Source organism: Sphingomonas ginsenosidivorax (genome assembly GCF_007995065.1).
GTDB classification, from domain to species: Bacteria; Pseudomonadota; Alphaproteobacteria; order Sphingomonadales; family Sphingomonadaceae; genus Sphingomonas; species Sphingomonas ginsenosidivorax.
In genome coordinates this window covers 852,808-866,339 of sequence record NZ_VOQR01000001.1, presented here as the reverse complement: position 1 = coordinate 866,339, position 13,532 = coordinate 852,808, and the positions used below count along the sequence as shown (strand labels likewise).

The window sequence follows — 13,532 nt, the reverse complement described above, 5'->3', positions numbered from 1 at the left end:
TCCTTAGAAAGGAGGTGATCCAGCCGCAGGTTCCCCTACGGCTACCTTGTTACGACTTCACCCCAGTCGCTAAACCCACCGTGGTCGCCTGCCTCTCTTACGAGTTAGCGCAACGCCTTCGGGTGAATCCAACTCCCATGGTGTGACGGGCGGTGTGTACAAGGCCTGGGAACGTATTCACCGCGGCATGCTGATCCGCGATTACTAGCGATTCCGCCTTCATGCTCTCGAGTTGCAGAGAACAATCCGAACTGAGACGGCTTTTGGAGATTAGCTCACCCTTGCGAGTTTGCTGCCCACTGTCACCGCCATTGTAGCACGTGTGTAGCCCAGCGCGTAAGGGCCATGAGGACTTGACGTCATCCCCACCTTCCTCCGGCTTATCACCGGCGGTTACCTTAAAGTGCCCAACTAAATGATGGCAACTAAGGTCGAGGGTTGCGCTCGTTGCGGGACTTAACCCAACATCTCACGACACGAGCTGACGACAGCCATGCAGCACCTGTGTGCAGGTCCCCGAAGGGAAGAAATCCATCTCTGGAAGTCGTCCTGCCATGTCAAACGCTGGTAAGGTTCTGCGCGTTGCTTCGAATTAAACCACATGCTCCACCGCTTGTGCAGGCCCCCGTCAATTCATTTGAGTTTTAACCTTGCGGCCGTACTCCCCAGGCGGATAACTTAATGCGTTAGCTGCGCCACCCAGGCACCAAGTGCCCGGACAGCTAGTTATCATCGTTTACGGCGTGGACTACCAGGGTATCTAATCCTGTTTGCTCCCCACGCTTTCGCACCTCAGCGTCAATACATGTCCAGTCAGCCGCCTTCGCCACTGGTGTTCTTCCGAATATCTACGAATTTCACCTCTACACTCGGAATTCCACTGACCTCTCCATGATTCAAGCGATGCAGTCTAAAAGGCAATTCCAGAGTTGAGCTCTGGGCTTTCACCTCTTACTTACAAAGCCGCCTACGTGCGCTTTACGCCCAGTAATTCCGAATAACGCTAGCTCCCTCCGTATTACCGCGGCTGCTGGCACGGAGTTAGCCGGAGCTTATTCTCCCGGTACTGTCATTATCATCCCGGGTAAAAGAGCTTTACAACCCTAAGGCCTTCATCACTCACGCGGCATTGCTGGATCAGGCTTTCGCCCATTGTCCAATATTCCCCACTGCTGCCTCCCGTAGGAGTCTGGGCCGTGTCTCAGTCCCAGTGTGGCTGATCATCCTCTCAGACCAGCTAAGGATCGTCGCCTTGGTGCGCCTTTACCACACCAACTAGCTAATCCTACGCGGGCTCATCCCCAGGCGATAAATCTTTGGACTTACGTCATCATCCGGTATTAGCTTCAGTTTCCCGAAGTTATTCCGAACCTGAGGGCAGATTCCCACGCGTTACGCACCCGTGCGCCACTAAGCCCCGAAGGACTTCGTTCGACTTGCATGTGTTAGGCATGCCGCCAGCGTTCATTCTGAGCCATGATCAAACTCTCAAGTTTATGTCACGATTAAGTCGCAGTGGAATTCCACGACCAAACCGCTCATCTCAAGGAGCCGCTCTACACAAAATCTTCCAGACGACCCGCGCAGTTCGAAAACCGCACGGACCGTCCATTACGTATGGATACGTGAAGGACATATGAGAACGACTTAAGCTTTGAACGAGTGTCCGATGCCTTGAAGCCATCAGAACCCGCAAGCCGCCGCCCACATGTCCCTTCATCTAAACCTACAATGTCAAAGAGCCGACAAAAATACCGACACACCAACATCCCCTCTTTCAAGAGGCTCGGTGCATCTGGTTGTTTGCGACTGCAGCGAAGAAGCCGTCGAGGCCGTCCGCTGCGGTGACACCCCTCTAGGCCCACCTCCCAAACCCGTCAAACACTTTTTGACACCCACATGACACTTTTTGCCAAATCAGCCGTTCTGCCCCACCTGCCGCCCTGTGGCGGCTTGGCGGAATGCCCACGCCCGCGCCTCTGCCGATACGATACGAGACCGGTGCCGATTTCGAATGGAAAGCCGTCGCGCGCCTGGTGCTGCGTCCCGGATCAAGCCTGAGATGACGGAATAGTCGCGCGGCGCCGGGTGTGTCGGGCAGCCGGGAGCGTCGCCCCCCTGCCCTATGATCGCTGATTCGGAAGTTGCGGATCAGCCCCCCAGGCGAATGTTGCCGGTTACGGCGCCGAACAGTTCGGGGGTCAGCGGTGTGTGAAATTGGCATCCAGCGACGAAATCGTCCGCCCACATCACGTCGGCGACGACCTGCCCGATATGGGGAAGTGTCAGCCAGATGCTGCTGCCGCGCTTGAGCGCCGAATAGGTCTGGAGCCGGGCGCCGTGGATCGAGAGATCGACGACCTTGCAAAGCGTACGCGCCGCCTTGCCGATATGCGCATCGAGCGAGACCGGCGCGCGGATCGAGCGGCGCCGGCCTTCGCTGATGGCGGGTTCGAATTCGGCGGCGAACATGGGTTTTTCCTCGATTGCTGGGAAAAACCTATGCCGCCCTTGGCTAATGCGTCGTTAACGCTGCCGCCGAATCAAACCATTTAGAGGGATTACTTGCGGAGCGTGAGACCGCCACCGAAACGCTTGTTGAAGCGTGCCACCTGGCCGCCGGTATCGAGCATCGTGCCGCGGCCGCCGGTCCATGCCGGATGCGCGAGCGGATCGATTTCGAGCGTCATCAGATCGCCTTCCTTACCCCAAGTCGTGCGCGTCTGGTACTTCGTGCCATCGGTCATCTGCACGGTGATCATGTGGTAGTCGGGATGCGTATCGGGCTTCATCGCGTATCTCCAAGAAGCGGCTGGTTACCGACCAGCCAAAAGGAAGGCGCGCCCGTACACGGACGCGCCTTCGAGCGCAAGGTTCAGGCCCCCGTCAGGCGGCCGGCGGGTCGGCGATCATCGCGGTGAAGTTCGCCTCGGCCACCAACTGGCCGTCGACCAGCGCGCGGCCGGCGAACTTGCAGACCGAACTGCGCTTCTGCACGAACGTCACGTCCAGCGTCAGAAGGACGCCAGGCTCGACGGGCTTGCGGAACTTCGCACCGTCGATCGCCATGAAATAGACGAGCTTGCCCGAACCGGCGAGCCCGAGCGATTCGACGGCGAGGATTCCCGCCGCCTGCGCCATGGCCTCGACGATCAGCACGCCCGGCATGATCGGGCGCCCGGGGAAATGCCCCTGGAAGAACTGCTCGTTCATCGACACCGCCTTGATCGCCGTGATCGACGTGTCGAGGACGAGTGCCTCGACACGGTCGACCAGCAGCATCGGATAGCGATGCGGCAGCGCCGCCATCACCCGCCCGATATCGAGCGGGCCGAGGGCCGTCGGGGTGGCGGCTTCGCTCACCGGCCCTGCGTAGCCTTGGTGGCCGGACGCGTCGCGGCCGGTGCCGCTGCTGCGGGAGCGGCGCCCTGGGCCTGGCCCTGCTGGTTCGGCTGCCAGTTGGCGGGCACCGTGGTCGTGACGGTCGGCACCAGGCGATCGAGCTCGGTGGTGATCGCCGGCGTGATGTCGGCGACGGGCTGCGCGAACAGCACCGCGTCCGGACGGACGACCATGCCGATGTTCTTCGTCCTGGTGACGTTGGTCACGGCATCACCCAGCTTCGACTGGATCTGCTCGATGACATATTGCTGCGCGCGCTGCGCGGGCTGGGTCAGGCGGGCGAGTTCCTGGTTCGCGGCGGTCTCACGTGCCTGGATCGCCTGCGCCTGCGACTGCAGCGACGCGGTGTTCGGGTTGGGTGCGCGCTGCGCGGTCTGGAACGCGGTCACCAGCGGCTGGAGCTCGGCGGCGATCGCGCGGCGGCGGGCATCGGCCTGATCGAGCTGAGTCTTGTAGGTTGCCTCGATCTGCGTGCGCGCGGTGCCCCAGGCCTTCGAGCCGGCGATCGCGCCCTGCGGATCGACGACGGCGACGCTGGTGCTCTGCGCATCGGCAGCGGTGGCGGCAAGCGTTGCCGGAGCGACCAGCGCCGCGGCGAGAAGAAGCGTCTTGAAGTTCGTCATCAGAACTGTGTCCCTACGTTGAAAGTGATGAGTTTGGGGTCGTCGCCCTTCTGCTTGAGCAGCGCCCTCGCCAGATCGATACGGAGCGGGCCGAACGGCGAGTTCCAGTTGACGCCGACACCGACCGACAGGCGCGGCTTCGCGGAATTGCCGAGGAACTGCTCCGAGAAGATGTTCGGGTTGAGCGACTTGGCGTTGACCGTGGTGCCGACGCACGCGCCCGTGGTGGCGTCGGGCGTCCCGACCGGGCAGATCGTCGTCACGCCGGTCGCGCCGGGTGTCACGTACAGCAACTCGCCCGTCGTCGCCCGGGCCTGGTTCGGCAGCAGCGTCGGCGACCCGTCGGCGTTGAACAGCGGGACACCGCTGGCGCTGACCGCCTGCTCATAGCTGAACGTCGGCGCCGGCTTGGTGATGCCGAACAGGCTGCCGACCTGCGCGTAGATCGACGGCCGCAGACCGAGTTCGCGCGCGCCCGAGCCCAACGGGATCTCGATTTCGGCACGGGCCAGGTAATAGGCCCGGCCGCCGAGCGCGTCGTCCTGGATCTGGTCGCGGTCGGTCTGCACCGACTGCGTGCCGTCCGCCGCAGTGATATACGCGGCACGGAGCACGCGCGGACCGACGCCGCGGATGTCGAAGCCGCGGAACTGCGGTTCGCCGAGATAGAAGCGATCGGTGATACGGACGCGGTCACCGCCATCCGCGCGCGCGCCTTCGAGCGAATGAATATAGCCGCCCTCGGCGACGATCGAGCCGATGAACCCGCCGCCGAGCGACTTGTACTTCGACCCTTCGAGACGCGTGCGGATGTACTTCACGTCGCCGCCGAGCCCAGCAAAGTCCTGGCTGAACGAGAAGCGCGAGCCTGCGGTCGGGCGCAGGCGGCTGTTGAGCGTGTCGCGGCTGACCGAATAGCCGACCGACGACGTCCAGCGGTTGCCGATCGCCTCGCACAGATAGCGTCCCGCAACCTCGAGGTTGCACGACCCGTCGGCGTTGAGGAACTGGCTGTCGAGGGTCACCTCGTCATAGGACAGGCCGTAGCGACCCGACAGCGACCAATATTCGGTCAGCGGCACGCCGGCGCGCAGCTGGAACCCGGTCGAGACCTGCGAATAGTTGGTCTGGCGATCGTTGCCGACATAGTTGAACGAGTTGTAGTCGCGGCGGAACAGGTCGCCGCCGAGCGCGATGTTCTTGTCGAACAGATAGGGCTCGGTGAAGCCCAGCTCAACCGACTTCGAATAGCTCGAATAGTTGACGCCGGCGCGCAGTTCCTGGCCCTTGCCGCGGAAGTTGCGCTGCGTGATGTTCGCCTGGATGATGAAGCGCTCGAGGCTCGAATAACCGGCCGAAAGCTGAAGCTCGCCGGTCGACTTCTCTTCGAGGTTGGTCTCGAGGATCACGCGGTCGGGCGCCGAGCCCGGCAACTGCTTGATCTCCATCTTGTCCTGGAAATAGCCCAGCGAGTTGATGCGATCCTGCGACCGCTTCACCTGGAAGCTGTTGAACGCGTCGCCCTCGGCGAGACGGATCTCGCGGCGGACGACCTTGTCCTGCGTCTGCGTGTTGCCGTTGATCTCGACGCGCTCGACATACGTCCGCTTGGCTTCGGCGATGTTGAAGTTGATACCCATGGTCAGGGTATCGGCGTCCTTCTGGAACTCCGGGTTCACCTCGGTGAAGGCGTAGCCGAACAGGCCGGCGGTCTGGCTGAGGTTGTCGACCGAATCCTCGACCAGCTTCGCGTTGTACCAGTCGCCCTTCTTGAGCGGCAGGCTGGCGGCCAGCTTGTTGTTGTCGAAGTCGCGGATCTGGCTGTCGACGGTGACGTCACCGAACTTGTAGCGCTTGCCCTCCTCCACCACGTACGTGATGATGAAGTCCTTCTTGTCGGGCGTCAGTTCGGCGACCGCGGACGTCACGCGGAAATCGGCATAGCCTTCGGTCAGGTAGAACTGGCGCAGCTTCTGCTGGTCGTAGCTCAGGCGATCCTGGTCATAGGTCGTGGCGGACGACAGCAGGCGGAAGAAGCGCGCCTGCTTGGTCGCCATCTGGCCGCGGATCTTGTCGTCGGAGAACACCTCGTTGCCGATGATGTTGATCTGGCGGACCTTCGACTTCGGCCCCTCGCTGATCTCGAACACCACGTCGACGCGGTTCTGGTCGAGATTGACCATCTTCGGATCGACCACCGCGGCGAAGCGGCCCTGGCGGCGATAGAGCTCGATGATGCGTCCGATGTCCTGGCGGACTGCGGTGCGCGTGAAGATCTGCCGCGGCGCGAGCTTGATCTCCTTGGTGATCTTGTCCGCCTTGAGCGCCTTGTTGCCCTCGAGGATCACGCGGTTGATGATCGGGTTCTCGCGGATGCGCAGCACGATGTTGCCGTCGGCGACGCCGCTGATCGAATAATCGGCGAACAGGTCAGACGCCTGCAGGTCCTTCAGCGCCTGGTCGAGCGTCTCCGCGGTGTACTTGATGCCGACGCGCAGGCGCGTGTAGCTCAGCACCGTCTCGGGCTCGATGCGCTGCGATCCTTCGACGCGCAACGTTTTGATGGTCAGCGCGTTTGGATCCGTGACTGCGACGCCGGGACCCTGCGGCGTCGCCGCCGGGATCGCCTGGGCCGGGCCCGTGGGGCCACGACCCGCGCCGGCAGGTCGCCCGCCGCCACCGCGCGGACCACGCTGCGCCTCCGCGGGGACGGCGAGGCCGGCGAGCATCGTGCCCGTGAGCAGCATTGCGACGGCACGGCCGCCGAATGTGGAAACTGAAGTCGCTGTCACCATATACCCCGAAAATGTGCCAAGTACGCGGCTAACACCGCGCACGCCCTGCCCTAACGGCGTCAACCGATCAAGCCGGCCAGGTTCTTCCACAGGCCGAAATTGCCCAGATCATTGAAGGTCACGAGTAGCATGAGCGCGAGGATCGCCGCCAAGCCGCCGCGAAAGGCCCATTCCTGGACCTGCGGTTCGACCGGGCGACGGCGTACCGCCTCGATCGCATAGAAGAATAGGTGGCCGCCATCGAGCATCGGCACTGGCAAAAGATTGATGAACCCGAGATTGATCGAAACCAGGGCGATCAGGAAGACATAGGCGTCGAGCCCCAGCGCCATCTGCTCGCCCGAGACCTTGGCGATGCTGAGCGGACCGCCGAGTTCCTTGACCGAGCGACGGCCGGTGATGACCTGGCCCAGCGTCTCGACCATCATCGACACGATCTGGCCGGTACGACGGACCGCGACGCCCGGCGCTTCCCATAGCGACACCGGCACCACGATGGGCTTGCCACCGATGATGCCGAGACGGCCGACGCGGTATTCGTTGCCGAAGCGGTCGCGCTGCACGTCGGTGGCGACGACCGCGTCGCGCGTGAACGCCTGGGTGCCGCGGACCGCGTCGACGCGGATCGTCTCGCCGGCATGGATGCGGACATAGCGCATCATGTCGTCGAACGTCTCGATCCCGCGCCCACCGAGCGCGGTCACGCGGTCGCCGGGCTGCAGCCCGATCTGCGCCGCCGGGCTGCCGGGCGCGGTACCGCCGACGACCGGGGGCATGCGGATATCGCCATAGGCCATCGCGAAACCGGCGAGGATCAGGATCGCGACGACGAAGTTCACGAACGGTCCCGCGGCGACGATGATCGCCCGCTGCCACACGGTCTTCGCCTGGAAGGTCTGCTGGCGCTCGTCTGCGGGCAGCGCGAGCCAGTCGGCGGAGGGCTGGCTGGCCGGGTTCATGTCGCCGGCGAACTTGACGTAGCCGCCGAGCGGCAGCCAGCCGAACTTCCAGCGCGTGCCGCGGCGGTCGGTGAAACCGGCGATCTCACGACCGAAGCCGATCGAGAAGGCGTCGGCCTTCACCCCGAAGATCCGGCCGGCAACGTAATGCCCCATCTCATGGACGAACACGAGCGGCCCGATCACGAGCACGAACGACAGGATGGTCACCAGGATGCCGGGAGTTTCGATCAAACCAGATCCTTTACGCGCTCGCCCGCCAAAATCCGCGCCTCGGCATCGATCGCCAGCACGGCATCGACGCTGTCCGGTGCGGCCGGATCGTAGCACGATACGATATGCTCGACGATTGCGGCAATTTCGAGGAACCCGATACGCCGCTGCAGGAACGCGTCGACCGCGACCTCGTTCGCCGCGTTGAGGATCGCGGGCCGCGCGCCGCCGGCGTCGAGGGCTTCGCGCGCCAGCCGCAATGCCGGAAACCGCACCGGATCGGGCGCCTCGAAATCGAGCCGGCCGATCGCGACCAGATCGAGCGGCGCCATCGGGGTCGCCATCCGGTCGGGCCAGGCGAGCGTATGCGCGATCGGCGTGCGCATGTCGGGCGGACCCAGCTGCGCCAGTACCGACCCGTCGACATGATCGACCAGGCTGTGGATCACCGATTGCGGATGGATCACGATCTCGATCCGGTCGCGCGACACCGGAAACAGCCGCGCGGCCTCGATCAGCTCGAGGCCCTTGTTCATGCAGGTCGCCGAATCGACCGAGATCTTCGCGCCCATCGACCAGTTGGGATGCGCGACCGCCTGGTCGGGGGTGACGTCGCGCATCCGATCGAGCGACCAGTCGCGGAACGGCCCGCCACTGCACGTCAGGATGATGCGACGGACCCGCTCGAGCCGGGTCGGGTCGAGGCACTGGAAGATCGCGTTATGCTCGGAATCCGCCGGCAGCAGCGTCGCGCCGGTGCGTGCGGCGGCGGAAAGGATGACCTCGCCCGCCGAGACCAGCGGCTCCTTGTTGGCGATGACGACGGTGCGGCCACCCTCGATCGCGGCCATCACCGGGTTCAGCCCCGCGCAGCCGACGATCGCGCCCATCGTCCATTCGGCGCCGGACATCGCCGCCTCGCGGACCGCGGCGGGGCCGCCCCCTGCCCTGACCGCAGTCCCGGCCAGCGCCGCCTGCAAGGCGGGCAGGCAGGCTTCGTCCGCGACCACTGCGAACTCAGCGCGCGTGCGGATCGCGGCGGCAGCGAGCCGGTCGACGTCGCGATTGGCGGTCAGCGCGACGACGCGAAAGCGGTCGGGCTCGCGTTCGACCAGGTCGAGCGTCGACGTGCCGACCGAACCGGTCGCGCCCAGGATCGTGATCGTCTTCATCGGTACAGATGCGGCAGCAGCACGAGGAACGCGGCGACGGGCGCGACCGGGACCAAGCCGTCGAGCCGGTCGAGGATGCCACCATGGCCGGGCAGGATATGCCCGCTGTCCTTGACGCCCGCGCGCCGCTTCAGCCAGCTCTCATAGAGGTCGCCGCCTTGCGCCAGCACCGCGAGCGCCGGCGTCGCCAGCGTCAGGCGCAGCGGCAGGCCGTACTGGAAATGCAGCAGTGCCGCGACCAGGCTCGCCAGCGTCACGCCGCCGATCAGCCCCGACCAGGTCTTGTTCGGGCTGATCACCGGCGCCAGCTTGGGCCCGCCGAGCGTCCGGCCGGTGAAATAGGCGCCGATGTCGCAGGCCCAGACCAGCGAGAGCGCCCAGAGCGTGAAGATGATCCCCTCATACCCGTCATGCTGGCGGCGGATGACCATCAGCGCGAACACCGGCAGCCCGCAATAGAGGATGCCGAGCGCGAGCTGCGGCTTGCGCGTGACGATGACGACGAAGAACGCCGCCCCCACCAGCAGCCCCAGCGTGAAGAAGTCGTGGACCACGAGCAGCAGCGATGCCGGCGCCATCAGCGCGAGCGGCACCGACAGGCTGAACTGCGCCAGCCGCCGGGTGCGCACGTCGGCGCCGTGCAGGGTCGACCATTCCGACATCATCAACAGCGCGACGACGACCGCGAACAGCCAGAACACCACCCCGCCCAGCACCAGAGCGACGGTGGCGACGCCGATCATCGCGATGCTGGCAAGAACGCGAAGCTGCAGGTTCGACGGCGTCCTGAGCTTTTCGTCAGGCGTGGTCAAAGGCCACCATAGCGGCGCTGGCGCGTACCGAACGCAGCGATCGCGTCGCCGAGCGCGGCCGCGTCGAAATCGGGCCACAGCGTGTCGACGAACAGCAATTCGGCATAGGCCGCCTGCCACAGCAGGAAATTGGAAAGCCGCTGTTCGCCCGAGGTGCGGATCATCAGGTCGAGCGGCGGCAGGTCGCGGGTGTCGAGTTCGGCCTCGATCGCGTCGGAATCGATCGTCGCGGGATCGAGCTCACCGCGCGCGGCCCGCTCTGCCAGGCGGCGTGCGGCAATGACCAGCTCGGCCTGCGCACCATAGTTGAGCGCGATCGCCAGGATCGGCCCGGTGTTGCTCGCCGTACGCGCGATCGCGTCGTCGACCATCGCGACCAGGTCGGCCGAGAAGCTGTGATAGTCGCCGATCACGCGCAACCGGACGTTCTCGCGCGCGAGTTCGTCGATGTCGCTGCGGATGAAGTGGCGCAGCAGCCCCATCAGGTCGCTGACTTCCTCGGCCGGGCGACGCCAGTTCTCCGACGAGAACGCGTAGAGCGTCAGCGCCTCGATCCCCATCGCACGCGCCGCGCGCGTCACTTTCCGCACCGCCTCGACGCCGGCCTTGTGTCCGGCGAAGCGCGGCAGGAACCGCTTCTTCGCCCAGCGGCCGTTGCCGTCCATGATGATCGCGACATGGCGCGGCACCAGCGCGGCGACCGGGACGGCGGAAAGGATGGGCACGCTGCTCAACACTCCCCTCCCACATTGTGGGAGGGGTTGGGGGAGGGCCTGTCCAAGGAACTGCGCATGCGGACATGCCCTCCCCCAGCCCCTCCCGCGAGCGGGAGGGGAGATGAGCGAAAGCCCGTCACTTCCCCATGATTTCCTTTTCCTTCGCGGTCGCGGTCGCGTCGAGATCGGCGATCGTCGCGTCGGTCAGCTTCTGGACCTCGACTTCGTGGCGCTTGCGCTCATCCTCGCCGAACACGCCCTTCTTCTCGTCGACCTTGAGCGAATCCATCCCGTCGCGGCGGACGTTGCGGACCGCGATGCGCGCCTTCTCGGCATATTGGCCGGCAAGCTTGGCGAGCTCCTTGCGGCGCTCCTCGGTCAGGTCGGGGATTGGCAGGCGCAGCGTCTGGCCGTCGACGATCGGGTTGAGGCCCAGACCCGCCGAGCGGATCGCCTTGTCGGTCGGGCCGACATTGCTCTTGTCCCAGACCTGCACCGACAACATCCGCGGCTCGGGCGCGGACACCGTCGCCACCTGGTTCAGCGGCATCGCCGACCCGTACACCGTCACCATCACCGGATCGAGCAGCGCGGTCGAGGCGCGACCGGTGCGCAAGCCGCCGAGATCGCCCTTCAGCGCTTCGACGGCACCCGCCATGCGGCGTTCCAGATCGGTCTTGTCATAGGCAGCCATCAGATATTCTCCTGCTCGTTCTGGACGATCGTCGACACGCCTTCACCCGCCAGCACCGCGGCAAGATTGCCGGGCTCGCGGATGTTGAAGACGACGATCGGGATATTGTTGTCGCGGCACAAGGCGATCGCGCTCGCGTCCATAACCTTGAGGTCCTCGGACAGCACCGTGCCATAGGAAATCGTGTCGTAGCGCGTCGCGTTCGGGTCCTTCTTGGGGTCGGCGCTGTAGACGCCGTCCACGCTCGTGCCCTTGAACAGCGCGTCGCACTTCATCTCGGCGGCGCGCAGCGCAGCACCGGAATCGGTGGTGAAATAGGGGCTGCCGACGCCGGCCGCGAAGATCACGACGCGACCCTTTTCGAGGTGGCGTTCGGCGCGGCGGCGGATGAAGGGTTCGCAGACGCTCGCCATCGGGATCGCCGACTGGACACGCGTGTCGATGCCGATCTGCTCGAGCGCGTTCTGCACCGCGAGCGCGTTCATCACGGTCGCGAGCATGCCCATGTAATCGCCGGTTGCACGGTCCATGCCGCGCGCGGCGCCGGCCAAGCCGCGGAAGATGTTGCCACCACCAACGACGATGCAGATCTCATAGCCCTTGGCTTTGACGTCGGCGATCTCGCCCGCGACGCGTGCGGTGACCTCGGTATCGATGGAGAGGCCGGACGATCCCATCAGGACCTCGCCCGACAGTTTCAGCAAAATACGTTTGAAGCGCGGAGGCGTCATAAATCTCGAATTGTGATTGGCGGGGCGGCGCGGACCTTAGGCGGAGGGGCGCGCGATGTGAAGCGGCCGTGGCCACTTGCCCAGAAACTCCTTGGGGTGGAGGCCGGGGGCCGGACCGGTCCGCTCGATCCTGCCGTTCTCCCGCGAACGCGGGAGCCCAGGGTTACGAACGCTGCCGCCTGCGACCCTGGGCCCCCGCGTGCGCGGGGGAACGGAGGGGATACGTTCCCGTACCCCTACCTGCAGCCGTCATGCCAGCGAAGGCTGACATCTCGCGGTGAGGTTCGCGACCTCTACCAGGAGACCCCAGCCTGCGCTGGGGTGACGGATGGGCGCGTGGTGGTGGCGTTCGCACACCCCACGCAATCCCAACCTTGTCTTACGCGTCCGTCTTGGCCGGCTGCGCCACGCCACTGGCGGCTGCCACTTCGGCGGCGAAGTCGGATGCTTCCTTCTCGATGCCCTCGCCCAGCTGGAAGCGGACATAGTCCACCAGCTTGATCTCGGCACCGGCGTCCTTGCCGGCCTTGGCGACGACGTCGGAGATCTTGGTCTTGCCGTCCATCACGAACAGCTGGCTGACCAGCGCATGCTCCTTGCGGTACTTGGCGATGCCGCCCTCGACCATCTTGGCGATGATGTCGGCGGGCTTGCCCGAATCGGCGGCCTTCTCGGTCGCGATCGCGCGCTCGCGCTCGATCTCGGCCTCGTCGAGGTCCGCCTCGTTCAGCGCCTTCGGGAAGGCCGCCGCGATGTGCATCGCGATCTGCTTGCCGAGGGCCTGCAGCACGTCGTCCGATGCCTCGGACTCGAGCGCGACGAGCACGCCGATCTTGCCGAGGCCGGGAGCGGCGGCGTTGTGGACGTAGGGGACAACTGCGCCCTTGGTCACTTCGAGCGTCTTCGAACGGCGCAGCGACTGGTTCTCGCCGATCGTCGCGACGTTGTTGGTCAGGACCTCCTCGACGGTCTTGCCCGACGGCATCGCCTGCGTCTTCAGCGCGTCGATGTCGCCGCCCGTTGCGAGCGCGATCTGGGTCACGTCGCGGACGAACTGCTGGAACTGGTCGTTCTTGGCGACGAAGTCGGTCTCTGAGTTGACCTCGACGGCCGCGCCCTTGGTGCCCGACACGGCGACGCCGACCAGGCCCTCGGCCGCGGTACGGCTCGACTTCTTCGCAGCGGCCGCCAGGCCCTTGGTGCGCAGCCAGTCGACCGCGGCTTCCATGTCGCCGTTGGTCTCGTTCAGCGCCTTCTTGCAGTCCATCATGCCCGCGCCGCTCTGTTCGCGCAGGTCCTTGACCATCGCTGCCGTGATATCGGCCATGTCTTTAATCCTCTTCGGGTCTGAATGTGAGTGCGGGCGAGGCAGGGTATGCCCCTACCCCGCCCGCATGACGTTTAAGCGACGACGC

Annotated in this window: 12 protein-coding genes and 1 rRNA gene; all 13 read right to left on the bottom strand. The window is 65.0% G+C overall.

Annotated elements, in window-relative coordinates; genetic code table 11:
* Positions 1-7 precede the first annotated feature (7 nt).
* A 16S ribosomal RNA gene (locus FSB78_RS03865) occupies positions 8-1,496 on the bottom strand.
* Between the two features lie 655 nt (positions 1,497-2,151).
* Complete coding sequence (locus FSB78_RS03860; protein ID WP_147080127.1) at positions 2,152-2,472, bottom strand: PilZ domain-containing protein; 321 nt, start codon at positions 2,470-2,472, stop codon at positions 2,152-2,154.
* A gap of 89 nt (positions 2,473-2,561) precedes the next feature.
* Positions 2,562-2,792 (bottom strand): 50S ribosomal protein L31, encoded by a 231-nt coding sequence (gene rpmE / locus FSB78_RS03855; RefSeq protein ID WP_147080125.1) that lies wholly within the window; start codon positions 2,790-2,792, stop codon positions 2,562-2,564.
* Positions 2,793-2,886: 94 nt separating this feature from the next.
* Positions 2,887-3,363 (bottom strand): 3-hydroxyacyl-ACP dehydratase FabZ, encoded by a 477-nt coding sequence (gene fabZ, locus FSB78_RS03850; RefSeq protein WP_147080122.1) that lies wholly within the window; start codon positions 3,361-3,363, stop codon positions 2,887-2,889.
* The gene (locus FSB78_RS03845) at positions 3,360-4,025 is read right to left on the bottom strand and encodes an OmpH family outer membrane protein (RefSeq protein WP_147080120.1); all 666 of its coding nucleotides are present in this window, start codon (positions 4,023-4,025) and stop codon (positions 3,360-3,362) included. The genes fabZ and FSB78_RS03845 overlap by 4 nt, the downstream gene beginning before the upstream one ends.
* Positions 4,025-6,820: an outer membrane protein assembly factor BamA gene (gene bamA, locus FSB78_RS03840; RefSeq protein WP_147080118.1), complete on the bottom strand. Its 2,796-nt coding sequence runs from the start codon at positions 6,818-6,820 to the stop codon at positions 4,025-4,027. The genes FSB78_RS03845 and bamA overlap by 1 nt, the downstream gene beginning before the upstream one ends.
* A 59-nt stretch (positions 6,821-6,879) precedes the next feature.
* A complete protein-coding gene (locus FSB78_RS03835) occupies positions 6,880-8,013 on the bottom strand; it encodes a M50 family metallopeptidase (RefSeq protein WP_147080116.1) in 1,134 nt (377 codons plus the stop codon).
* On the bottom strand, positions 8,010-9,164 hold the full coding sequence (locus FSB78_RS03830) for a 1-deoxy-D-xylulose-5-phosphate reductoisomerase (RefSeq protein ID WP_147080114.1): 1,155 nt from the start codon (positions 9,162-9,164) through the stop codon (positions 8,010-8,012). Before FSB78_RS03830 ends, FSB78_RS03835 begins: the two co-directional genes overlap by 4 nt.
* Positions 9,161-9,976: a phosphatidate cytidylyltransferase gene (locus tag FSB78_RS03825; RefSeq protein ID WP_277872693.1), complete on the bottom strand. Its 816-nt coding sequence runs from the start codon at positions 9,974-9,976 to the stop codon at positions 9,161-9,163. Before FSB78_RS03825 ends, FSB78_RS03830 begins: the two co-directional genes overlap by 4 nt.
* Complete coding sequence (locus tag FSB78_RS03820) at positions 9,973-10,710, bottom strand: isoprenyl transferase (RefSeq protein WP_147080112.1); 738 nt, start codon at positions 10,708-10,710, stop codon at positions 9,973-9,975. Before FSB78_RS03820 ends, FSB78_RS03825 begins: the two co-directional genes overlap by 4 nt.
* Positions 10,711-10,828: 118 nt before the next feature.
* On the bottom strand, positions 10,829-11,386 hold the full coding sequence (gene frr, locus FSB78_RS03815; protein WP_147080110.1) for a ribosome recycling factor: 558 nt from the start codon (positions 11,384-11,386) through the stop codon (positions 10,829-10,831).
* Positions 11,386-12,117: a UMP kinase gene (pyrH, locus tag FSB78_RS03810; protein WP_147080107.1), complete on the bottom strand. Its 732-nt coding sequence runs from the start codon at positions 12,115-12,117 to the stop codon at positions 11,386-11,388. Before pyrH ends, frr begins: the two co-directional genes overlap by 1 nt.
* 379 nt (positions 12,118-12,496) lie before the next feature.
* Positions 12,497-13,444: a translation elongation factor Ts gene (gene tsf / locus FSB78_RS03805; protein WP_147080106.1), complete on the bottom strand. Its 948-nt coding sequence runs from the start codon at positions 13,442-13,444 to the stop codon at positions 12,497-12,499.
* Positions 13,445-13,532 lie beyond the last annotated feature (88 nt).

Excerpts from the sequence above, each read along its gene's own strand:
- rpmE (WP_147080125.1), bottom strand. The coding sequence starts at position 2,792 with ATGAAGCCCGATACGCATCCCGACTACCACATGATCACCGTGCAGATG.
- FSB78_RS03845 (WP_147080120.1), bottom strand. The coding sequence starts at position 4,025 with ATGACGAACTTCAAGACGCTTCTTCTCGCCGCGGCGCTGGTCGCTCCG.
- tsf (WP_147080106.1), bottom strand. The coding sequence starts at position 13,444 with ATGGCCGATATCACGGCAGCGATGGTCAAGGACCTGCGCGAACAGAGC.
- bamA (WP_147080118.1), bottom strand. The coding sequence starts at position 6,820 with ATGGTGACAGCGACTTCAGTTTCCACATTCGGCGGCCGTGCCGTCGCA.
- FSB78_RS03830 (WP_147080114.1), bottom strand. The coding sequence starts at position 9,164 with ATGAAGACGATCACGATCCTGGGCGCGACCGGTTCGGTCGGCACGTCG.
- FSB78_RS03860 (WP_147080127.1), bottom strand. The coding sequence starts at position 2,472 with ATGTTCGCCGCCGAATTCGAACCCGCCATCAGCGAAGGCCGGCGCCGC.
- pyrH (WP_147080107.1), bottom strand. The coding sequence starts at position 12,117 with ATGACGCCTCCGCGCTTCAAACGTATTTTGCTGAAACTGTCGGGCGAG.
- frr (WP_147080110.1), bottom strand. The coding sequence starts at position 11,386 with ATGGCTGCCTATGACAAGACCGATCTGGAACGCCGCATGGCGGGTGCC.